The organism is Flavobacterium sp. GT3P67 (assembly GCF_004349155.1).
GTDB lineage: Bacteria > Bacteroidota > Bacteroidia > Flavobacteriales > Flavobacteriaceae > Flavobacterium > Flavobacterium ranwuense.
Map to the genome: position 1 here is coordinate 23,034 of NZ_SMLF01000006.1, position 22,879 is coordinate 45,912.

General features: G+C 32.5%; 20 protein-coding genes. 4 read left to right on the plus strand and 16 right to left on the minus strand.

Going from position 1 to position 22,879, the window contains the following annotated elements; translation table 11 throughout:
• Positions 1-79: 79 nt before the first annotated feature.
• Together E0H99_RS10710 and aroC are read right to left on the minus strand one after the other, a co-directional pair.
• Positions 80-1,360: a dicarboxylate/amino acid:cation symporter gene (locus E0H99_RS10710; protein ID WP_131995074.1), complete on the minus strand. Its 1,281-nt coding sequence runs from the start codon at positions 1,358-1,360 to the stop codon at positions 80-82.
• Between the two features lie 150 nt (positions 1,361-1,510).
• Entirely contained in the window at positions 1,511-2,569 is a 1,059-nt protein-coding gene (gene aroC / locus E0H99_RS10715) for a chorismate synthase (protein ID WP_131995077.1), read from the minus strand.
• 194 nt (positions 2,570-2,763) lie between these two features.
• On the opposite strand from aroC, the gene E0H99_RS10720 reads away from it, so the two are divergent.
• Together E0H99_RS10720 and E0H99_RS10725 are read left to right on the plus strand one after the other, a co-directional pair.
• Entirely contained in the window at positions 2,764-3,603 is an 840-nt protein-coding gene (locus E0H99_RS10720) for a UDP-2,3-diacylglucosamine diphosphatase (protein WP_131995080.1), read from the plus strand.
• 117 nt (positions 3,604-3,720) lie between these two features.
• Positions 3,721-4,227 carry a hypothetical protein gene (locus E0H99_RS10725; RefSeq protein WP_131995082.1) on the plus strand — a complete coding sequence of 169 codons (507 nt, stop codon included), beginning with the start codon at positions 3,721-3,723 and terminating at the stop codon, positions 4,225-4,227.
• Positions 4,228-4,275: 48 nt separating this feature from the next.
• On the opposite strand, the gene E0H99_RS10730 is transcribed toward E0H99_RS10725, so the two are convergent.
• The 10 genes from E0H99_RS10730 to E0H99_RS10775 form a co-directional block, all read right to left on the minus strand.
• Entirely contained in the window at positions 4,276-4,704 is a 429-nt protein-coding gene (locus E0H99_RS10730) for a protease complex subunit PrcB family protein (RefSeq protein ID WP_131995085.1), read from the minus strand.
• Between the two features lie 71 nt (positions 4,705-4,775).
• Positions 4,776-5,909 carry an N-acetyl-alpha-D-glucosaminyl L-malate synthase BshA gene (gene bshA, locus E0H99_RS10735; RefSeq protein WP_131995088.1) on the minus strand — a complete coding sequence of 378 codons (1,134 nt, stop codon included), beginning with the start codon at positions 5,907-5,909 and terminating at the stop codon, positions 4,776-4,778.
• A gap of 97 nt (positions 5,910-6,006) precedes the next feature.
• Complete coding sequence (locus tag E0H99_RS10740) at positions 6,007-6,627, minus strand: phosphatase PAP2 family protein (RefSeq protein WP_131995091.1); 621 nt, start codon at positions 6,625-6,627, stop codon at positions 6,007-6,009.
• Positions 6,628-6,783: 156 nt separating this feature from the next.
• Entirely contained in the window at positions 6,784-9,780 is a 2,997-nt protein-coding gene (locus E0H99_RS10745) for a glycoside hydrolase family 3 N-terminal domain-containing protein (protein WP_131995094.1), read from the minus strand.
• 13 nt (positions 9,781-9,793) lie between these two features.
• Entirely contained in the window at positions 9,794-10,276 is a 483-nt protein-coding gene (locus tag E0H99_RS10750) for an ABC transporter ATPase (RefSeq protein ID WP_131995097.1), read from the minus strand.
• A 71-nt stretch (positions 10,277-10,347) separates the two neighbouring features.
• A complete protein-coding gene (locus tag E0H99_RS10755; RefSeq protein WP_131995100.1) occupies positions 10,348-11,139 on the minus strand; it encodes a (Fe-S)-binding protein in 792 nt (263 codons plus the stop codon).
• A 129-nt stretch (positions 11,140-11,268) separates the two neighbouring features.
• Entirely contained in the window at positions 11,269-12,600 is a 1,332-nt protein-coding gene (locus E0H99_RS10760; RefSeq protein ID WP_131995103.1) for a (Fe-S)-binding protein, read from the minus strand.
• Between the two features lie 5 nt (positions 12,601-12,605).
• Complete coding sequence (locus tag E0H99_RS10765) at positions 12,606-13,571, minus strand: MlaD family protein (protein ID WP_131995106.1); 966 nt, start codon at positions 13,569-13,571, stop codon at positions 12,606-12,608.
• A gap of 50 nt (positions 13,572-13,621) precedes the next feature.
• Positions 13,622-14,791, minus strand: a complete 1,170-nt coding sequence (locus tag E0H99_RS10770; RefSeq protein WP_131995109.1) for an N-acetylmuramoyl-L-alanine amidase — start codon at positions 14,789-14,791, stop codon at positions 13,622-13,624.
• Positions 14,792-14,840: 49 nt separating this feature from the next.
• Complete coding sequence (locus tag E0H99_RS10775) at positions 14,841-16,010, minus strand: N-acetylmuramoyl-L-alanine amidase (protein WP_131995112.1); 1,170 nt, start codon at positions 16,008-16,010, stop codon at positions 14,841-14,843.
• Between the two features lie 83 nt (positions 16,011-16,093).
• Between E0H99_RS10775 and E0H99_RS10780 the strand changes: the two genes are divergently transcribed.
• Positions 16,094-18,844 carry a putative LPS assembly protein LptD gene (locus E0H99_RS10780; protein ID WP_131995583.1) on the plus strand — a complete coding sequence of 917 codons (2,751 nt, stop codon included), beginning with the start codon at positions 16,094-16,096 and terminating at the stop codon, positions 18,842-18,844.
• A 39-nt stretch (positions 18,845-18,883) separates the two neighbouring features.
• Positions 18,884-19,264 (plus strand): RidA family protein, encoded by a 381-nt coding sequence (locus tag E0H99_RS10785; RefSeq protein WP_131995115.1) that lies wholly within the window; start codon positions 18,884-18,886, stop codon positions 19,262-19,264.
• Here the strand turns inward: E0H99_RS10785 and E0H99_RS10790 are convergent.
• From E0H99_RS10790 to pfkA, 4 genes are all read right to left on the minus strand, one after another.
• Positions 19,245-19,619 (minus strand): methylglyoxal synthase, encoded by a 375-nt coding sequence (locus tag E0H99_RS10790; RefSeq protein WP_131995118.1) that lies wholly within the window; start codon positions 19,617-19,619, stop codon positions 19,245-19,247. The two genes, E0H99_RS10785 and E0H99_RS10790, sit on opposite strands and share 20 nt — an antisense overlap.
• Before the next feature lie 3 nt (positions 19,620-19,622).
• Complete coding sequence (locus E0H99_RS10795; RefSeq protein WP_131995121.1) at positions 19,623-20,474, minus strand: N-acetylglucosamine kinase; 852 nt, start codon at positions 20,472-20,474, stop codon at positions 19,623-19,625.
• A gap of 139 nt (positions 20,475-20,613) precedes the next feature.
• The gene (gene gap, locus E0H99_RS10800; protein WP_131995124.1) at positions 20,614-21,618 is read right to left on the minus strand and encodes a type I glyceraldehyde-3-phosphate dehydrogenase; all 1,005 of its coding nucleotides are present in this window, start codon (positions 21,616-21,618) and stop codon (positions 20,614-20,616) included.
• 73 nt (positions 21,619-21,691) lie between these two features.
• Positions 21,692-22,678, minus strand: a complete 987-nt coding sequence (gene pfkA, locus E0H99_RS10805) for a 6-phosphofructokinase (RefSeq protein ID WP_131995127.1) — start codon at positions 22,676-22,678, stop codon at positions 21,692-21,694.
• Positions 22,679-22,879 lie beyond the last annotated feature (201 nt).

Sequence of the window (22,879 nt, forward strand, 5' to 3'; positions counted from 1 at the left end):
AATTTTTAAACATAAAAAAACCTGCTCAACTAATTGAACAGGTTAAATATATTATTTACCAGAAAAACTTAAATTATAACTATTCAGAAATTACAGCTTCATTTTCATCATCACCTTCCCATTGCCCAACAACTGATGTAGCCAAAGCATTTCCTAAAACATTTGTTGCACTACGAAACATATCGCAAAAATGATCTATTGGTAAAATTAATGCGATTCCTTCAATTGGAATATCAAACATACCACAAGTTGCTGCAACTACTACTAAACTTGCCCTTGGGACACCTGCAATTCCTTTGCTGGTAAGCATCAAAACTAAAAGCATAGTCATTTGTGTTCCTATATCTAAATCAATACCGTAGGCTTGAGCAATAAAAATACTGGCAAAGGTCATGTACATCATACTTCCATCTAGATTAAATGAATAACCTAGTGGCAACATGAAAGAAACGATTCTGTCTTTTACTCCAAAACGTTCTAATTCTTCAGTCAATTTTGGAAAAACTGCTTCGCTACTGGTTGTTCCAAAAGCAATAATTAAAGGACTCACAATTCTTTTAAGTAAAACAGTCATTCTACTTTTTAGAAAAATGTAACCTACCACTATTAATACCAGCCAAAGTGATGAAATTCCAACTAAGAATGAACCAAAAAATTTGAAATATGTAATCGCTAATTCCTGAAAATCTCTTACGGCGAATACTCCGGCAATTGCGCCAAAAACTCCTATTGGAGCAAACTTCATTACGTAGTTTACCATTTTAAGGACAATGTGAGACGTTTTATCTAAAGCATTTATAACGGGCTTTACATAATCCCCCAGTGCTGCTGCCGCTAAACCAAAGAAAATAGAAAAAATCACAATTTGTAAAATTTCATTGGTAGCCATTGCTTCAAAAATACTTTTTGGTACAATATGTTCAATAAAATTTTCAAAAGATATATTTTGAGTTTTTGCAGTAACTTCTGAAACAGACCCTAAATCAACATTTGATAAATTAAGCCCGACTCCCGGTTCAAGTATGTTTACAAAAAACATTCCCAATAATAACGATACGAATGAAGCCGTAAAAAACCAACCCATCGCTTTACCGCCTATTCTTCCTACTGCTTTAATATCCCCCAATTTTGCAATTCCTACAACAAGCGTTGTAAAAACTAATGGCGAAATAATCATTTGAACTAATCTAATGAAAACTGTTGCGAGGATTTTAATTTTTGCACTAAAGCCTTGGGCTGCTTCCGCAGAAATTGAATTATGAATTATAATACCTAGAATGGCACCCAAAACCATAGCTATTAATATTTGTCCCGTTAATCCTGAAAAAAAAGATGGTTTTTTAGTTGTTTTGGTATTCATTAAATTGATTGTTAGGTTTTAGTCTTAGCCCTGATTATTTTTCTTCTATTCTCATAAGTGTCCAGTAAATTTTCTTTACAACAATATGTTTTTCTTGTTTGCTGCCAAGCAAGGGAAAGATTAAAGCAGGAAAAGCTTCAAAAATTAGTATTAATAGGTTTTGTTTATCAAATAAAAATCAGCAAGTACAATGGCAGCCATTGCTTCAACTATAGGCACTGCACGAGGAACCACGCAAGGATCATGTCGTCCTTTTCCGGTCATCTCGGTAATATTACCTTTGTTATCCAATGATTCTTGTTTTTGCATAATTGTAGCTACAGGCTTGAAAGCCACACGGAAATAAATATCCATTCCGTTGCTAATTCCTCCTTGAATTCCCCCTGAAAGATTCGTTTTAGTTGTTCCATCAGGATTGTATAAATCATTGTGCTCGCTTCCTTTCATCTTAGCTCCATCAAAACCACTTCCAAATTCAAATCCTTTTACGGCATTAATAGAAAGCATGGCTTTACCCAATTCAGCATGAAGTTTGTCAAAAACAGGTTCTCCTAAACCAATAGGCACATTTTGAATCACACACGTTACAGTTCCACCTACAGTGTCCCCTTGTTTGCGAATATCACGAATATATTCCTCCATAATTACCGCTGATGCTTCATCAGGACAGCGAACAGGATTATTTTCAGTTTTTGAAAAATCTAATTCTTGGTATGATTTTTCTAAAAAAATAGGACCTACTGAAGAAACGTAAGCATTGATTTTTATTTCTGGTAACATTTGTTTGGCTACCGCTCCAGCCACCACTCTGCTGGCGGTTTCACGTGCAGAACTTCGTCCACCACCACGGTAATCACGAACACCATACTTTTTTTCATACACATAATCGGCATGACTGGGTCTATAATTATCTTTTATATGAGAGTAATCGTCTGATTTTTGATTGGTATTCGGGATAATAAAACCTATGGGCGTTCCAGTTGTTTTACCTTCAAATATTCCGGAAAGAAATTGTACATCATCCGGCTCTTTACGTTGGGTAACTATAGCCGATTGACCCGGCTTTCTTCTTGACATTTCAAATTGAATTGCATCTAAATCTATAGTTATTCCAGGAGGGCAACCATCTATTATACCGCCTAATGCTTCACCATGTGATTCTCCAAAAGTTGTTATTCTAAATAGTGTTCCGTAGCTATTTCCTGCCATTATAATTAGTTTTGAACAAAAGTACCATTTTAGTTTAAAGTTTAAAAGCTTATCCCGAGATTTCGGGATAAAGTTTTAAGGAACATTTCATATTTATTGATATTAATTTAATCTTGTCTTAGATTTCTTAACCTTTAATTTCATTTTTATTGCTAATAATTCTATTAATTTGGTAAACTTCAAATTCAAATACCTTGAAAAAAAGAAAAGTCGAGTTAGTGGTGATTTCTGATGTGCATCTTGGAACTTTTGGTAGTCATGCTAAAGAACTTTATAATTATTTATCTTCTATAAAGCCTAAAACATTAGTGTTGAATGGTGATATTATAGATGTATGGCAATTCCGAAAATCCTATTTTCCAAAAGCGCATTTAAAAGTTATACAAAAAATTATAAGCTTTGCATCCAAAGGAACAAAAGTTTATTACATCACAGGAAATCATGATGAAATGCTCCGAAAATTCAGCGATATGAATATGGGTAATTTCGCATTAGTTGACAAATTAGTTTTAGATCTCGATGACAAAAAAGCATGGATATTTCACGGTGATGTTTTTGATGCTTCTGTCCAACATTCAAAGTGGATTGCCAAACTGGGAGGTTTAGGGTATGATTATTTAATACTTTCAAACCGGTTTGTTAATTGGTGCTTGTCAAAATTGGGGAAAGAACCCTATTCTTTTTCTAAAAAGATAAAAGCAAGCGTAAAAAAAGCAGTAAAACACATTTCTGATTTTGAAGAGACAGCAACTGAATTAGCCATCGAAAAAAAATACGATTATGTTATTTGTGGACATATCCATGAACCAAAAATGATTCATAAGGAAAACAAAAATGGGACTACTTTATATTTGAATTCAGGAGATTGGGTGGAGAATTTGACTGCATTAGAATACAATAAAAAACGCTGGAAATTATATAGTTATTCTGAAGCAAACTATGTTGAAGAAGAAAATCTTTTTGAAATGGAAGATATTTTGAGTAATCAAATAGTGGCTACAGCATTTTTCTCGAAACAAAATATTCTAATGTAATACTAGTTTAAAAAGTATCAAAATTCTAAAAAAATGTAAATTATATAACTTTTATATAAAATCTTATAAGCATCATATCCTACTAAATTATACATTTGTATTTATAAAAACTTACTTATGAAAAAAATTATTTTATCGGCAATAATGTTAATGGGATTAGCATTTGCCGCACAAGCACAAGATATTTCAAAAAATGCTTTAGGATTACGTTTTGGTGGCAATAATGGTTTTGGTGGAGAGCTTTCTTACCAAAGAGCATTAGGAAGCAACAATAGACTTGAACTTGATTTAGGTTGGAGAAACAGAAGTAACTATAACAATAATGGTTATGATGACAATGCAATAAAATTAGCAGCTTTGTACCAATGGGTTTGGAACATTGATGGTGGTTTTAACTGGTATGCTGGTGTAGGTGGTGGTGTAGGAAGCTACAGTTATGATGACAATAATAACGATTCAGTTAATGATACTTTTGTATTTGCTGCTGGAGATATTGGTATTGAATACAACTTTGACATTCCTTTGTTAATTTCATTAGATTTCAGACCTGAATTTGGAGGAAATGGATATTACGAAAACAATTATGGCTCTGATGTAGCTTTAGCGCTTAGATATCAATTCTAATATTTTAGAACATATAGTAACAACGCCACTATTGCTAGTGGCGTTTTTTTATTTAAAAATAATTTCTTTCTTGGAATTTATTTTGACTACACAAAAAGGATTTGTAAATGCTTGTGTAACCATACTCCCGGGCTCAGGAATCGTTTCTTTTATGGTGATAACAATATTTTTATCGGTTTCAACTACAGTATCAATTCCTATACTATAACCTCCCGAAGTTTTTTCACCCATATTCAAAACTATAAAATTAGAAGTCTGAATATCATTCGGACCAATTTTATTTTTTAAATTTTCATCATTCTGTAGCATTGCAATTTCATTTGGCTCCGAAAGAATCTCAAAAAAACGAATACTTGCACCGCCATTCGTCTGTTGTGTCAAGACTTCATATAAAGAATTTTTATCGGAACTTTTTGAAGATGTTGCTCCACAGGAAACTAACGTTAAAGCCACTAGTGATAATACTATTTTTTTCATTGCAGAATTTTATTGATTAATAGATTAAATTTAAAAAACGTTACTTTCTTCTATTATAGAAAATGTAAAATCTATGTGTATTTTTTTATGGCTTTTTTATATAATTCTTCATAAAGTGGTAAGATGTTTTTGATGTCAAATTGTTTTGCGACAGACAGTGCATTTTCTTTAAATTTATTCAGAGTAGCATCATCTTTTAAAATTTTCAAAGCATTTTGTGCCATTTCATCCGTGTTCCCCACATCGCTCAAATATCCTGAAATACCGTCAAAATTCACTTCTGGTAAACCTCCCGAATTACTCGAAATTACAGGGACTCTCCATGCCATAGCTTCGAGGGCGGCAAGTCCAAAACTTTCGGTTTCAGATGGCAACAGAAATAAATCTGTATAACTCAAAATTTTATCGATTTCATTACTGTTTCCAAAAAAGATCACTTTATCCTGAATTCCTAATTCCTGACATAAATATTCTGCTTTTTCTTTTTCAGGACCATCCCCTACCATCATCAATTTAGCAGGGATCTCTTTTTGAATCGTATAGAAAATTTTAATTATATCCGGAATTCGTTTTACTTTTCTGAAGTTACTGATATGAGTAATGATTCGCTCATTTTCCTTTGCCATTACGGAACGATGACAAGCAATAGTAGGATCATTGACGTTTTTATCTAATTCTATAAAATTAGGAATCACCTCAATTTCGTTTTTTATATTAAATAACTTATGGGTATCATCTTTCAAACTTTGGGAAACCGAAGTAACAAAATCAGATTTGTTAATGCTAAAAGTTACTGCTGGTTTATAGAACGGATGATTCCCAACTAATGTAATATCCGTTCCGTGAAGTGTAGTCACCATTGGAATATTAATTCCTTCATCTTTCAGCATTTGTTTTGCCATATACCCAGCATAAGCATGCGGAATAGCATAATGCACGTGAAGCAATTCGATTTTATATAACTTTACCATATCTACCAATTTGCTTGACAAAGCCAACTCGTAAGGTTGATAATGAAACAATGGATATTCCGGGACATTCACTTCGTGGTAATGTACATTTGGATTTAAAAGAGCCAAACGAACTGGTTGGCTATACGTTATAAAATGAATTTCGTGACCACGTCTTGCCAATTCAAGACCTAATTCTGTAGCGACAACACCACTTCCTCCAAAGGTAGGATAACAAACTATTGCAATTTTCATGTATGTGTTTTAATGAAACGAATTTAAGAAAAATAGGAATGCCTTTTATGGAAATTTAAGTTAAATACTATAAAAGATAATTACATTGTTTCATGCGCTATTTGTCCTTTCCAGATCTTTTTTTATTTATCCATTTATTCACTTTATAGCTGAGGTAAGCCGAGCCGCTTCCTATAATTGCTCCTGCAAATACATCACTTGAATAATGAACCCCTAAATGCATTCGTGAATATCCTACTGCTCCTGCCCATACAAAAGATGGCGCAATTACATACCATTTGGGATATGCTATGCTCAGTGATGTTGCTGTTGCAAAAGCTAAAGAAGTATGACCGGAAGGAAATGAACTCTCCACTGCCGATGTTGCTTGATCAATATCGGGATAGGTTTCAAATGGTCTGTCCCTTTTCATAGTATGTTTCAATGCAGTGGTAATAAAAGCATTCACTAAAAATGTTTCTCCTATAAAAATTGCCTGTTTCTTGATGGAACTATCTTTCTTTATTAAACCAACAGAATATACAATAATGGGAGTTGCAATACTAAATGGGACCGCACTATTCGTTACCAATTTAAAAGTAGGATCTAAGTTCTTATTTCTATCTACATTAATATCGCGTAGAATATTTATATCCATATTTTGAGCATTTACAAACGTCATGCAAAAAAGCAATACAATTAAATTGACTTTTATAAAAACGGTATTCTTATTTTTCATCAAGCTGTTTTGGCCCAAATATACTATAATACAGGGTAAAGTTTGTAACTAAATACTTCAAATAAAACTCACAAAAGCGCTTTTAATAGCAATAGCCCAAATGAAATTGTTTGCTAATTTCATTTGGGCTAAGTACTAATTAATATATTAATTTGGTTAGTTTACAATCGCTTCATAAATCACCTTCTGGATATCTTCACGAATGTTTTCTTTAGATAATCTGTTTTCACCTGCAACGGGGAAAGTTCTATTGGATAAAAATACATAGACAATTTGCGTTTCGGGATCGGCCCAAGCCATAGTTCCTGTATAACCGGTATGTCCAAAACTTGTCATGGAAGCACAACCGCACGTAGGTCCTTCAGTACCCAATTGTGGTTTATCAAAACCAACACCTCTCCTATTTCCTGCAGCACAAAAATAACACGTATTGAAATCTTCAAATGTTTTTTCAGAAAAATACCGCTGATTACCGTAACTTCCTTTTTGCAGATAAAGTTCCATTATTTTAGCCACATCCATAGCATTCGAAAAAACGCCGGCATGACCGGAAACACCGCCTTCTAAAGCCGCCGACAAATCATTGACATATCCTTGCAAAAGCTGATGACGGAAATAAGTATCTGTCTCTGTTGGTGAGATTCTGTTTATATCAAATTTAGCCAATGGATTAAAACTTGAATTATTCATTCCGAGTGAACGGTAGAAATTCTCTTGAATTAAAACATCCAATGTTTTACCCGTTGTTTTTTCTAAATAATCCTTCAAAATCATAAAAGTAAGATCACTGTACTTGTATTCTTTTTTCAATGAAACTTTACTCTTAACAATCATTTTCATAATTGTGTCACTAAAATCATTTCTTATAAAAAGACTGTCTGCTAATTGCTTAGAAAACTGCTCTTCAGGAATTTTTCTAAAATAAACTTCCGAAGGAAATTTTGATTTATCCATAGTAGCTTTATAAAATGGAATTCCAGCGGCAAGTCCAGCATAATGGGACAATAAATCCTTAAAATTAATATTCGCTTTATTGGAATCTTTAAAAATAGGACACATTGTTTCTAATGTAGTTTCCAAATTAATTTTTTGCTGATCGTATTGCAGCATTACATTGGGTAGCGTAGCCAGAATTTTTGTCAATGAGGCAACATCATAAATATCTGAATTTTCAACTTTCAAAGTTTTATCATAAGTGTGATGTCCGAATGATTTTTGATAAATTACTTTTCCTTTTCTGGCTACCAAAACCTGAATTCCGGGTGTCATTTTACCATTAATCGCTTTATTGGCAATACCATCAATTTTCGACAAAATTGTAGCATTCATTCCTACATTTTCTGGAGTTGTGAATCCTAAGCGATTTAACTTTTCGGTTGGCAATCCATAATTTACTTTGAAACTAGTGTTGATTGAAACGGGTAATTTTCCTTTGGCTTCAATCGCTCCAAAAATTAGTTCTGCAGAAACTATTTGTGCAATAGTACTGTTTTGATAGGAAACGACCAATCCTTCGATTTCATCAAAATTTGTAATGGGCAATAACGAATATGGTTTCGCAAAAACATCCAGAATCACATTATTGTTTTTGGCTAAAAATTTGATCTTAAATAATTCATTTGATTTTAAATCGTCATTTTTAAAAGCAACATCTGATTTGTGGTATCCAATGATCACAGTTGTAAATGGTTGTAACTTCACTTGTAAACTGTCCAAATTAGCATCTGCAATTACTGTTACTTCAGCGTATTTTTTTAAAGTCGAAATAAACGCATCATTGCTGTCATCTCCTATTTTTACGTAGGCAATTTTTTGTTTTTCCAAATTTTTTATTGGTAAAACAGCAGCCGTATTTTTTAGAACAGTAACTGCATTTTCATACAACTCATACTGTAAAGCGTCATTTTTAGAGGAATTTAAATCCTCATATAAATTATCCGTTACAATAGGTTTATAAGAGTTTAAACCCGCTTTATATTTGAACTTCAATATTTTCTTTACAGAAAAGGCCAATCTTTCGTCTGTAAATAAATTAAGAGAATAAGCAAGCATAAATTTTTCAATTGCAGCAGGAACATTTTCAGGAAATAACAGTACATCATTTCCAGCCATAAAAGCTTCAAAATTAATTTCACTGGGTACCATGAAGTTGCTCACTCCTTTCATATTCAACGCATCAGTAAAAATAAGTCCTTTGAATCCCAATTCTTTTTGAAGAATATTGGTTACCACATTATAGGAAATAGAGGAAGGGTAATTAGGTCTTGATTCTAAACTGGGAACGTTTAAATGTGCCACCATAACAGACGAAAGTCCTTCGTGAAACATTTCTTTATAGGGATAAAACTCTACTTGCTCTAATCTTTCTTTAGCAAAATTAATGGTTGGTAATCCTTTATGAGAATCCGTTTCGGTATCGCCATGTCCAGGAAAATGCTTTCCGGTAGAAAAGGTTCCTTGACTTTGAACACCTTTCATTAAAGCAATGGCACGTTCTGTAACTTTAAATTTATCTTCACCAAAAGAGCGAAAACCTATAATGGGATTTCTGGGATTTGTATTGATATCGAGAACTGGAGCAAAGTTAAATTGCAGCCCTAATCGCTTGCTTTGTTCTCCCATTTGAACACCAACTTTCTCTAACAATTTCATGTCCTGGATGGCCCCAAGAGTCATATTCCAAGGATAACAATACGTAGAATCAAGTCGCATGCTCAAACCCCATTCCGCATCACTACCAAGAAATAAAGGGATTTTTGACTTCGATTGAAAACGATTGGTTAATTCTGCTTGACGAACAGGACCACCTTGAAAAAAAATTAACCCTCCAATTTTGTTTTCCTCTATTAGTTTATCAATGGCGTTGAAGTGTACAGTATCTTTATTAGAATAAGCGGCAACCATAAATAATTGCCCAAATCTTTCCTCTAAAGTCATTGCATTGTAAACACTATCTACCCATTTATTACCTTCGGGGGATATTTCAAAAAGCGTCGGAATGTTACTTGGATTTTTACTGTCAAGATTCTCTATTTCAGACGGAATATTGGCTAGATTTACTTTAGGCTTGTTAATTTTTGTCCCAACACAACTAGTAGCAACAAAGAAAAATAAGACATAAAATAAAACAATTTTGATTCCTATTTTTCTCATTGAACTGTTTTGTTTAAAAAAAGCGACTATGCCAACTGTCGATGGCTGGTACTTCCCAAGATTCATTGTATTCTTCTATATTATTAACGAGATTATTGAAAACTATTGTGTTTTCAGTAACCGCTTTATCTTTAACCATTTTCTTAAAATCAATCAGAGGCTTGTGGGCAATATGCTCTCCAAGTTTGAAAGTAACATTCATTTTATCCAATAGATCAACCGTATATTTTTGTTCTAAACTTTGAATAAATTCTACAGAAGAATCTATAGAACAACCCGTTGCTGCTTGTACATCCTGATTTACGGCAATAATGATAAATCGGTTGTATTTTAATTGATACGATGATTCTAAACTCGTACCATGTGCAGCCCAATCTTCAAGAAAGGATTGCAAGGCGGTTTCTATTTCAGAAAATTCGGCGTCCGAAAACTTTCTGTTTGATTGATAAATCCAGATTTTAGATTCTTCGGGCAAATTTTCAAATGGAACGTACATGATAATTAATTATAAATTGTGAATTATAAATTTTAAATGAAAAAAGTGATCAATTTTAGATTGATACTTTATTACAAATCTTGTGCATTAGCAATCAATTCAGCAATATCCATAATTTTTACTTCGCCTTCCTTTTCTTTGTTTTTAATACCATCAGTCATCATGGTATTACAAAAAGGACAACCCGCAGCAATTATCTCTGGTTTTGTTTCTAATGCATCTTCGGTTCTTTCAACGTTGATTTCCTTATTTCCAGGCTCAGCATCTTTAAACATTTGGGCACCACCGGCACCACAACATAAACCGTTAGCTTTAGAGCGCTTCATTTCTACTAACTCGGCATCCAATTTAAGAATTAAATCTCTTGGTGCTTCATACACATTATTGGCTCTTCCTAAATAGCAAGGGTCATGAAAAGTAATTCGTTTCCCTTTAAATTGTCCTCCTTCAATGGTCAATCTTCCATCATCTAATAATGATTTCAAAAATTCCGTATGGTGAACTACTTCATATTTTCCGCCTAATTCCGGATATTCATTTTTTAGTGTATTGAAACAATGCGGACAAGCTGTAACAATTTTTTTTGCTTCGTATGCATTCAAAACCTCAATATTCATCATGGCTTGCATTTGAAACAAAAACTCATTACCGGCTCTTTTTGCAGGATCTCCAGTACAACTTTCTTCAGTACCTAAAACAGCAAAAGATACATTGGCACGATTTAAAATTTGAACAAATGCCTTTGTTATTTTCTTTGCTCTATCATCAAAACTTCCTGCACAACCGACCCAAAATAAAACTTCTGGTTGTTTCCCCTGAGCTAACATTTCGGCCATAGTTGGCACTATTAAATTCTCTGACATACTATTTTGTTGATTCGGTTATTCAATTAAACGTTTATTTGTTTATTCGTTGATTTGATTATTCGAGTAAGCGGAAATTTGTTATTTCATTTTATTAGATAAACCTTAAACAAATAACCAGTTAAACAATTATTCATTCTTCCAATTCAATCGATCTTGCTGATTGTATTGCCAAGGCGCACCGTTATTTTCTATATTAGTCATCATGGCATTAATTGGCATTGGTGCAGCACTTTGTTCCATTACTAAATAACGTCTCATATCCATGATAATTGAAAGCGGACTTATGTTCACAGGACATTCCTCAACACAAGCATTACATGATGTACATGCCCAAAGTTCTTCAGGTGTAATATAATCGTTCAATAATGTTTTGTTGTCCGGAATAAAAATACCTTTATTGGAATCAATATTTCTTCCTACTTCTTCCATCCTGTCTCTTGTATCCATCATGATTTTACGTGGAGACAACTTTTTACCTGTTATATTCGCAGGACAAGATGAAGTACAACGACCACATTCCGTACATGTATAAGCATTCAATAACTGAACCCAATTTAAATCCTGAACGTCACTTGCTCCAAATTTACTTGGAACTGCATTTTCATCCACTGGTGCTGCCGCAAAGGGATCAGCATTAGGATCCATCATCAGTTTTACTTCCTTGGTAACGGACTCTAAATTATCAAATTGTCCTTGAGGATTTAAATTTGCAAAGTACGTATTTGGAAATGCTAACAGAATGTGTAAATGCTTAGAAAAATAAAGATAGTTCATGAAAATCAAAATCCCGGTAATATGCAACCACCAGAATATTTCGGAAAGAAGCATCACTAATTCATTAGACATTCCATTAAATAATGGTTCAATAAATTGACTGATTGGAAATGAACCTGCTTTAATAAAATGAGAAAAACCTCCAGGAACATTTTGTAAGTGCAAATCAGAAGCATTCATTAATAAAAACAATGTCATTAAAACCACCTCAAAATACAAGATATAATTAGCATCATTTTTAGGTGCTCCAGTCAAATCAGGATTGGCAAATCGCTTTAGTTTGATGATATTTCTTCTTATCCAAAAAGAGATTACTGCAACTAAAACTAAAAGAGCCAAAATTTCGAAAGAAGCAATCAATACATCATAAGTAGTTCCTAAAAAAGCAAACACACGATGTGTCCCAAAAAGTCCATCAATAATAATTTCTAATAATTCTATGTTTATAATTACAAAACCTACATAGACTATAATATGCAATGCTCCAGCAATGGGTCTTTTCACCATTTTGGATTGACCAAGAGCAATCATGGCCATATTAGTCCATCGCGCTTTGGGATTATCTGAACGATTTACATCGGTTCCAAGGTTTATATTTCTAATTATTTTTTTAACGCTTGTATAAAAATAACCAAAACCAATTACCAAAAGAATGGCAAATAAAATATTGTCTAAATAGCTCATATTTGCTAATTTTTTACATTAGATATAGAATCGTTTACAGGAGCAACATAAGGCTTGTTTTTCTTTCCAAACAAAGAAACATTGACATATCTGGTTGGATAAAGTCTTACGTCTTGCAATAATAATTCTAATTCTTTTGTGGTGCTTTTAATATTTTGGTAGAAAGCATCATCGTTTAATAATTTACCAATAGAACCTTTACCAGATTCCAAGCCACTCATAATACCATCGACTCTGCCTAAAGTTGCATTTAAATTCTTAACAGTTTTTCCTAAATCGGCTTTATTCAATGAATCAGATATTTTAGAAAAATTACCAGATATTTTATTAAAATTGGTAACAACACCATTTATTTGAGTTTTATTTTCATCTAATATAGTATTCAGACTTAAAGAAGCTTTATGAAATTGTTCAATAGTCTTGCTCAATTCCGCTAAAGTAAGTTTTAAATCCTCTTGTCCTTTTTGGCCCAAAACATTATTCAATCCTGAAATTAATTTATCAGTATTTTCCAGTAATTTTTCTAATTTTTCTTGAAGTGGGGCTAATTGATCACCAACTTTATCCGTCAGTCCTAATTTTACGGCACCTTGCAATTTTTGACCATCAACAGCTAATGTTTTACCATCAAAATTAGGAATAATTGCAATTTGTTTTCCACCGATAAATCCCGGCTCATAAATAGAAGCTGTACTCGATTTAGAAATTGGAAAATCAGTTTTTAATTGTAATTCAACTAATAATACACCTGTATTTTCATCTATTGTAATACTGCTCACTTTACCAATAACTAATCCGTTTAGCGTAACGGGTGCAGATGTGGCTAAACCTTCTACACTTTTATATTCAACATAAAATGTTTTATAATTAGTAAAAAGGTCTCTTCCTTTCAAAAAACTGTAGCCCCAGATGAATAATAAAATAGATGCAATTACTAAAATAGCAGTTTTAATTTCTCGTGTTATTTTCAAAATTTAAGTATTTTTTACAAATTTAATATAAAATATTTGACTTGTTGTAATTATTTAAGCGCTTCTTGAATACTAATATTCTTTCCATCTTTAAATGCAATTATATACGCCGAAGCATATCCTTTGGATTTTACAACTTTTAAATCCTGTTTTGCAGTATTATAGTCTGACGTTAAGCCATATGCATATTTATACAAAGATCCATTACTTGTTGTTACCGAAACATTTTTTAATCCTTTAAAATTAGTTGGCTTTAATTTAATATTTTTATTTCCGGCTGCAAATTGAACTTTAAAAACCACATCTGAATTTTGTGTTTTCGACTCTTGTTTTTGCGAAACTTGTTTCTCTATAATTCGTTTTGATGTAGTACTCTTCGAAGTGTCTTTTCTATCATTTTTAAGTACTTTTTTGGACGGAAGCTCTTCATAATTCTCATTGGATTGCGTTCCAAAATATTCTTTTTTGTAAGCAATAATAGCCGATGCAATAGCTTCTGCCATATTGTTTTGTCCTTCCTCTGAATTTAAATAAAGTCCTTCTTCACTGTTGGATAAAAAACCCAATTCAATCAATACACTTGGCATATATGCGGCATCCAAAACCCATAAAGGAGTCTGTTTTATACCTCTCGATTTTCGATGCAATTTATTTTTAAAATTATTTTCAATTTTTGAAGCTAAATTTATACTTCGGTCTAAATAATCTTCTTGCAAAATTTTTAATCCAATCAAAGTTTCAGGATTTTTGGGATCAAATCCTTTATAGGTTTGCTTATAGTCTTTCTCCAATAATATTACGGAATTTTCTTGCTTAGCAATTTCTAAATTCCCTTTACTTCTTGCCAGACCCATTACAAAAGTCTCTGTACCAAAGGGAACTGGATTTTTAACAGAATTGCAATGTATAGAAACAAATAAATTAGCATCGAGACTATTTGCTTTTTTTGGTCTATCCTTTAATTCTATAAAAACATCTGCTTTTCTTGTATGAACAATTTGAATGTCATTATCTTTTTTGAGGTATTTTTCTAGCTTTAAAGTCGTTTTAAGCGCAATTTCTTTTTCAACAAAACCATGATAGGAATTACCAGGATCTTTACCTCCGTGACCCGCATCTAAAATAACAGTAAACTTTTGATTGGATTGAGAAAAAGCATTGAAGCAGGAAAATAGAAATAGAACTAAAATTGTGGTTTTGAATGCTCTGGTTATTTTCAAAATATGAGTATTTTATTTACAAATTTAATATAAAAAGGATAAGCAGTTATTATTTAATTACATCTTGAATATTAATTTTCTCTCCGTTTTTAAATGCTATCAAAAATGCAGAATTATATCCTTTTTCTTTTGCCTCGCTTAATTGCTTTTTTGCTTCATCATAATCAGAAGTTTCTCCATACATATATTTGTAAACCCTGTTTTCAAAGGCTACAGAAATATTTTTAAGTCCATTAAAATTTTTTGGTACTAATTCTAATTTTTTATTACTGGCTGAAAGTTGTACTTTGAATAAAGGTTTAGAATTATCAACTGTTTTTTTTACTTGTGTTAGTTCTACTGCAGGTTGAGAAATCATTTTTGGTTTCGCAGGAGCAACAGTATCTCTTATTGGTTTTTCATTAATTTTTTGCGAAGGCGACTCTTCAAAAATTTCAGTTTCACCATTACCAAAATATTCTTTTTTATAACTGATAATTGCATCTGCGATAGCTCTGGCTATTTCATTTTGACCATCCTCTGAATTTAATTTATTTCCTTCAATTGTATTAGAAATAAAACCCATTTCTATCAATACTCTTGGCATGTATGCTTTATGAAGCACCATAAAAGGAGCTTGCTTAACCCCTCCTCCTCTTATTCTTTTTCCTAAATCTTCAAAAGAATCTTCTACCTTACTTGCCAGTGAAATACTATTGTCTAAATATTCCTCCTGCATCAAGGTCATTCCTATCATAGTTTCCGGGGAGTTTGGATCAAATCCTTCATACTTTTGCTTGTAATCCTTTTCCAAAGTAATTACAGAATTCTCTTTCTTTGCAGCTTCAAGATTAGAAGCAACTTTACTCAAACCCATTACATAGGTTTCAGTACCATCGGCAGCAGTATTTCTATTGGCATTACAATGAATCGAAACAAAAATAGTAGCGTTAAATCTATTGGCAATATTAGCTCTTTCAATTAAATCAATGAATACATCCGTTTTTCGGGTATAATTGACATCCATTTGTTTTGTAGATTCTAATAGCTTTCCCACTTTCAAAACTACTGCCAAAGCAATATTTTTTTCCACACGCCCTTCATAAACAGCTCCAAAATCATGTGCTCCGTGACCCGCATCTAAAGTCACCCTGAAAACATTGGATTGACTAAAGCTCGATAAAGAAATTATCGTCAACATAAAAGTTAATATTGTTTTTATTTTATATCTAATACGCATAAATCCAAAAGTTAATTTAATTAAAACACTACCGTCATAAAATTTTTTATTTGACTATTTTTGACAAAAAATTATATGTAAGTTTGACATGTCAAAAAACAGGCCATAATTATACAAAAATAGCATTTAAACCTTTGCATACAAACTTATTTAATATCGTTTTATTATCAATTTTCCTATCATTAGGATCTGGTAAATTATATTCTCAAGATATAACAAAAAAAAAGACGTCCATATCCGCAAACAAACAAGCAGATAGTACCACTCTAGATGCTAACAAAAAGAAAACTCCTGTTTTAACGGTTACAAAAGAAACTGATTCCATAAAAAAAGACAGTGTAAAACCTAAAAAGGCGTTTCTTGACGGAAAGGTAAAATACAAAGCGGATCAATATGCTAAAATTGATCAAAAGAAAAAGCTAATCACATTATACGACAAAGCGGAATTGTATTACCAAGATATCGAATTGAAATCTGGGATAATCGTTATGGATTATGAAAAAAATGAAGTCTATGCGGGACGAATCAAAGATTCAACTGGTGCTTTCACTCAATATCCAAATTTCAAACAGGGCGCAAATGTAGTAGAACCGGATTCTATTCGTTTTAATTTTAAAACAAAAAAAGCTCTTATCTGGAATTCAAGATCCGATCAAGGAGAATTTAAAATAAAAGCTGCTGTCACAAAAAAAGAAAACGATTCTGTTTATTTTTTAAAAGGGGCTCGTTTTACTACTTCAAAAGATGTCGATAATCCCGAATATTATTTCCAAACTAATAAAGTAAAATTTATTCCAGGCAAAAAAGTAGTGACTGGATTAACCAATATGGTTATCGCAAACGTTCCTACTCCAATAGCTTTACCCTTTGCTTTCTTTCCAATGAGTAAAGAAACCAGTATTTCAGGATTAATTTTACCAAGCTATAACGACTCTAACAACAGAGGATTTTCTCTTCAAAATTTAGGGTACTATTTTGCTTTAAGCGACAATTATGATTTAACTGTTTTGGGGGATTATTACACCAATGGAAGTTATGGATTGCGTTTTGAATCCAGTTATGCCAAAAGATATAATTACAGAGGAAACTTGAATGTTAGATTCGAAAATTTAATCACCAGTGAAAGAGGATACCCAGATTATTTGAAACAAAATATTTATAACATCCAATGGTCGCATTCCAAAGACTCTAAATCAAATCCTAATTCAAGTTTTTCAGCATCTGTAAATCTTGGAAGCAGTAAATATTTTAAGCAATCCATCAATCAGGTTAATATTGGATCAAATCTTAATAATACATTGAGCTCTTCGATATCGTATTCAAAAACATTTACTACAGTTCCTCAAGTCAGAATGTCATTGACAGCCACACATTCACAAAACACTCAAACGGAAGAAATCAATATGACTTTACCAACACTACAATTAAGTGTCGACAGGATTTATCCTTTTGTAGGTAAGGATGGCGTGAAAAAAGGTTTTTTCAAAAACATAAATTTACAGTACAATTTAAACGGTAGAAACAGTATCGTTACAAATGATTCCTTATTCTTTAAACCACAAATGTTTAGAGATGCAAAAGTTGGTTTTCAACACAGTATTCCATTAAGCACCAATTTTAAATTATTTAAATATTTCAGTGCTTCTACCTCTATGAATTACGAGGAAATATGGTATACCAAAACAATTGAAAGAAGCTATGATGTTGATCAAAGTAAAGTTGTTGATAAAACCATAAATGGATTTGACGCTTTTAGAACTTACTCTTTTTCATCTAGCGTAGGAACAACTATTTATGGAACTTTTAATTTTGGCAATGATAAAAAAATCAAATCGATAAGACACGTCATGAGACCATCTGTTTCGTATGGCTACACTCCTAGTTTTGAAAAGTATTATGATACTTATGCTTCAGACGCAACTGGAACCATGACACAGCAATATTCAAGATTTGAAAGCGGAATTTTTGGCGCTCCGGGATTAAATAATTCCAATACTTTAGGCTTTGATTTAAGCAATACTTTTGAGGCAAAAGTCACAGACAAAGACAGTACTAAGGTGGAACCTAAAAAAATAATGCTTCTTAATAACTTGAACCTTTCCACTAGTTATAACCTTGATGCCGATGGTGTAACTTCACTTGCCTTTTCTCCTATAAGAGTTAGTGGTGGAACAACATTATTAGATAATAAAATGAATGTCAATTTTGGGGCTACATTAGACCCTTATGCCATTGACAATTCTGGAAACCGAATTAATGTATTTAATATTGATAATGGCGGAAGTCTTTTTAGAATGACCAGTTCTAATATGACCTTAAATTATTCTATTTCGAGCCAAGGAAAGGACAAAACTGATAAGGATAAAAATACTCAAAGTCAAAGAAACGGTGGTCGTGAAGACGATTTATTTGGAACAAATACGGACTTAGGCGACAACCGAAGAAGTCAATTTGAAGACGAGGAAGAAGACGAAGGAGAAGATAAGATCTCAGAATTCTTTAATTCAAAGTTGCCTTGGGACATGACATTTGCCTATTCCTTAACGTACGGAAACAACAATAGAGAAAATAAAATCATTGGAAATTCCATTATGATTTCAGCTAATGCTGACATAACTCCAAAATGGAAAGCTGGAGTATCTACCGGTTATGACTTTGTTCAAAATGGAGTTACTTTCACCCAACTTCGTTTTGAGAGGGATTTATTGAGTTGGAGAATGGATTTTAACTGGTCACCATTTGGTACAAATGCGAATTGGGGTTTCTTTATTGGAATAAAATCTGGTGTTCTTAGTGATATCAAATGGGACAAACGAAGTACCATCAATAGATAATTGATTTTTAAACTTACTACTATATAAAAAAACTGTATTATGAAAAAGATAATTTTTACAGAAAATGCTCCAGCTCCAATCGGACCTTATAATCAAGCAGTTCTTAAAGGAAATACGCTATACACTTCTGGTCAAATTGCTTTAAATCCTGCAACAATGGAATTGGTTATAGACAACATTGAAGTCGAAACAGAGCAAGTAATGAACAACATGAAAGCCGTACTTGAAGCTGCAGGAATGACATTTGAAAATGTTGTAAAGACAACCATATTCATCATGGACATGAATGATTTTGGAAAAATAAATACCGTATACGGTTCTTATTTCAACGAAAAAACCGCTCCAGCTCGTGAAACGGTTCAAGTGGCCGGTCTGCCAAAAAATGTAAATGTTGAAATTTCTATGATTGCTGTGCAATAGCATCTAATAATAATTGTGCCGTTGCTTCATTGGTTGCCAATGGCACATTATGAACATCACAAACGCGAATAAGCATATTTATGTCGGCTTCATGAGGATGACTCGATAATGGATCTTTAAAAAAGAAAACCATTTTAGTTTTCCCTTCAGCGACTCTGGCTGCAATTTGAGCATCACCTCCTAAAGGTCCCGAAAGCATTTTCTTTACTTTGAAACCTGAATTTTCAGCTTTACTTCCTGTAGTCCCGGTTGCAATCAGCTTTATTTTTTCCTCTTGTAAAATGACTTTATTTTTATTCAGAAATTGAACTAAATCTGCTTTTTTAACATCATGAGCAATAATAGCTATTTCCATAAGTTATTTATTAGCGATGTGATACGCGATAAGCCCATCAATTGGCCTTCTTAGTACATTGCCTAAACTCAGTTCATATTTATCGAAAGTCTCTTGCAATTCTTCTTTCAAATAAAATGCAATGGAACCAACAAAATGAACGGGTACTTCTTTGCAATTATCATATTGTTTAATATAATTTTTTACAAAAGATTTCATTCCTTTGAAAATTATTTTTTTACAAAACTCAGTATCTTTATGTTGAATTAAGAACTTTGCAAATGTTGCTAAATAAGCATTAGGATTCGCTTCTTTATATAATTTACTTTTAATAGCATCCGGATCTAAATCATATTCTTTCTCAAATTCTGTTGCCAATTCTTTTGGCATTTTATTGAAATAATACTTTCTGATTAATTCTTTTCCAAAAACATTACCGCTACAATCATCCATAACGATATATCCCAATGATTGCACTTTTTGATGCAATTCTTTTCCATCAAAATAGCTACAGTTAGATCCAGTTCCTAATATACTGACAATAGCTTTTTCACCTTTAGGTGTTGTAGCATAAACTGCAGCATACGTATCCTCTTCAACAACAATAATTGCGTTAGGAAAATAGTTTTGAAAAATTTGTGAAAGTGAAATTTTCATTCTATCAGTTCCACAACCTGCACCATAGAAAAATAAATGAGTGGCCTCTTTTTTATTTTGTAAAATATCAAAACGATCGTTCAAACGTTCAATAATTTCATCTCCATCTAGAATTTCTGGATTCAATCCTAATGTTTGTGTTGTGAACAATACTTTCCCGGCATCATCTATCGCAATCCAATCGGCTTTGGTAGAACCACTATCAACTAATAATCTCATTTTTTTTTGGTTTTTTTTTGGTTTTGTGTTTCGTTTTTCTAATTTAAAATGTTTACAGTAAAAATTTGCATTTAAAAAAAGTGAACAAAAAATAAAATCCCGCTATTATTACTATAACGGGATTTGTAAATATATAGAATTATTTTAGACCTGCAATATGTACTGATAAATCAATCAATTTACTAGAATATCCATATTCATTATCATACCAAGAGATGATTTTGAAAAAAGTTGAGTTCAAACCAATTCCAGCGTGAACATCTACAATAGAAGTTCTTGGATCAGAAATAAAATCCTGAGATACAACTAAATCTTCAGTATATCCTAAAATACCTTTCATTGTAGTTTCGGAAGCTTTTTTCAAAACTGCCATAATTTCTTCGTAAGAAGTTTCTTTGGCCACTTTTACAGTTAAATCAACAACAGAAACGTCAGCAGTAGGAACACGCATAGACATACCTGTTAATTTTCCGTTCAATGATGGAATAACTTTTCCAACCGCTTTTGCTGCACCTGTTGATGATGGAATAATATTTAGGTTTGCAGCACGTCCACCTCTCCAGTCTTTTCTAGAAGGACCATCAGTTGTCATTTGAGTTGAAGTTGTTGCGTGAACTGTAGTCATCAACGCTTCAACGATTTCAAAATTATCGTGAATAACTTTAGCCAAAGGAGCTAAACAGTTTGTTGTACAAGATGCATTAGAAACTACAATATCTGAAGCTTTTGCTGTTTCATGGTTTACTCCCATTACAAACATCGGTGCATCGGCAGAAGGTGCAGAAATAATTACTTTTTTAGCACCACCTTTGATGTGCTCGTTTGCAGTTTCGATAGTTGTAAAGAAACCGGTACATTCTGCAACTACATCAACATCAACTTCATTCCATTTTAAATCTGCTGGATTTCTTTCAGCAGTGATACGGATATTTTTTCCGTTTACAAAAAGTTTTCCTTCTTTTACTTCTACAGTTCCGTTGAAACGACCGTGAACTGAATCATATTTTAATAAGTAAGCTAAGTGATCTACATCTAATAAATCGTTGATTGCTACAACTTCTACATTATCTCTATTGTAAGATTCTCTGAAAACAATTCTTCCAATCCTTCCAAATCCGTTTATTCCTAATTTTACTTTCGACATTTTACTTTAATTTTTTGTTTATTTTTATTAACTCAACCTAAAGCCTAATTTCCTCACAATAAACTTTAACCCCTTATGTAGACATAATGTCTGAAACTCTCAATAATTCTCTATCAATCATTGTTTTCCCTTTAATTGCTTGTTCTAAAGGCGTTAACGCTACTTTATCATTTTGCAATCCAACCATATAATTTGACTTTCCTTCCAATAAAGATTCAACGGCTTTTACACCTAATCTACTGGCTAATACTCTATCAAAACAAGATGGGGAACCACCTCTTTGCATGTGGCCTAAAACCGAAACTCTAACATCGTATTCAGGTAAATTAGCTTCAACATAATCTTTTAATTCGAATACATTTTTACCAATTTTGTCTCCTTCAGCAATAACAACTATACTGGATGATTTACCCGAAGCTTTACTTTTTTGCAGTGACTCTAATAATCTATCTAATCCTAAATTTTCTTCAGGAATTAAAATTTCTTCCGCTCCAGCACCAATACCTGCATTCAAAGCAATATGCCCAGCATCTCTTCCCATTACTTCTACAAAGAATAATCGGTTGTGAGAACTTGCAGTATCTCTAATTTTATCAATTACATCTACTACAGTATTTAAAGCAGTATCATACCCTAAAGTATGACTCGTCCCAAAAATATCATTATCAATAGTTCCCGGGATTCCCATTACTGGAAAATTAAATTCAGTATTGAATAGTAAACCTCCAGTAAAAGTACCGTCACCTCCTATTACTACTAAAGCATCAATTCCTGCTTTAGTAAGATTTTCGTGTGCTTTTTTTCTTCCTTCTGAAGTTTTAAATTCTAAAGATCGAGCTGATTTAAGAATCGTCCCTCCTTTATTTACAATGTTGTTTACACTTCGAGGTCCCATTTCTTTGAAGTCTCCTTCAATCATTCCTTGGTATCCTCTATAAATTCCTATGCATTCTATATTATGATAAGCACATGTACGAACAACTGATCGAATAGCTGCATTCATTCCTGGCGAGTCACCTCCCGAAGTCAGAACGCCAACTTTTTTTATTGTTTTTGGCATTATTTAAGTATTAAAGTGTAAAATTAGCAAACATTCAGCACTTTTGAATGCTGTGTTTTTAATAAATTAGTAAAGCGTTTTAAATTCAAACGTTTTCGTTAATAAGTTTTTAAAAAACCAAAATAAAAAGGATTTTATTTAACAAAATTGAATAAAAATTGATTTTTATTTGATAATTAACAATTTACTTATTTTTTTGAT

Coding starts and splice junctions, on each gene's coding strand:
- gap (WP_131995124.1), bottom strand. CDS start 21,618: ATGTCGAAAGTAAAATTAGGAATAAACGGATTTGGAAGGATTGGAAGA.
- E0H99_RS10760 (WP_131995103.1), bottom strand. CDS start 12,600: ATGAGCTATTTAGACAATATTTTATTTGCCATTCTTTTGGTAATTGGT.
- E0H99_RS10740 (WP_131995091.1), bottom strand. CDS start 6,627: ATGAAAAATAAGAATACCGTTTTTATAAAAGTCAATTTAATTGTATTG.
- aroC (WP_131995077.1), bottom strand. CDS start 2,569: ATGGCAGGAAATAGCTACGGAACACTATTTAGAATAACAACTTTTGGA.
- bshA (WP_131995088.1), bottom strand. CDS start 5,909: ATGAAAATTGCAATAGTTTGTTATCCTACCTTTGGAGGAAGTGGTGTT.
- E0H99_RS10745 (WP_131995094.1), bottom strand. CDS start 9,780: ATGAGAAAAATAGGAATCAAAATTGTTTTATTTTATGTCTTATTTTTC.
- E0H99_RS10775 (WP_131995112.1), bottom strand. CDS start 16,010: ATGCGTATTAGATATAAAATAAAAACAATATTAACTTTTATGTTGACG.
- E0H99_RS10755 (WP_131995100.1), bottom strand. CDS start 11,139: ATGTCAGAGAATTTAATAGTGCCAACTATGGCCGAAATGTTAGCTCAG.
- E0H99_RS10730 (WP_131995085.1), bottom strand. CDS start 4,704: ATGAAAAAAATAGTATTATCACTAGTGGCTTTAACGTTAGTTTCCTGT.
- E0H99_RS10725 (WP_131995082.1), top strand. CDS start 3,721: ATGAAAAAAATTATTTTATCGGCAATAATGTTAATGGGATTAGCATTT.
- E0H99_RS10785 (WP_131995115.1), top strand. CDS start 18,884: ATGAAAAAGATAATTTTTACAGAAAATGCTCCAGCTCCAATCGGACCT.
- E0H99_RS10710 (WP_131995074.1), bottom strand. CDS start 1,360: ATGAATACCAAAACAACTAAAAAACCATCTTTTTTTTCAGGATTAACG.
- E0H99_RS10750 (WP_131995097.1), bottom strand. CDS start 10,276: ATGTACGTTCCATTTGAAAATTTGCCCGAAGAATCTAAAATCTGGATT.
- E0H99_RS10795 (WP_131995121.1), bottom strand. CDS start 20,474: ATGAGATTATTAGTTGATAGTGGTTCTACCAAAGCCGATTGGATTGCG.
- pfkA (WP_131995127.1), bottom strand. CDS start 22,678: ATGCCAAAAACAATAAAAAAAGTTGGCGTTCTGACTTCGGGAGGTGAC.
- E0H99_RS10790 (WP_131995118.1), bottom strand. CDS start 19,619: ATGGAAATAGCTATTATTGCTCATGATGTTAAAAAAGCAGATTTAGTT.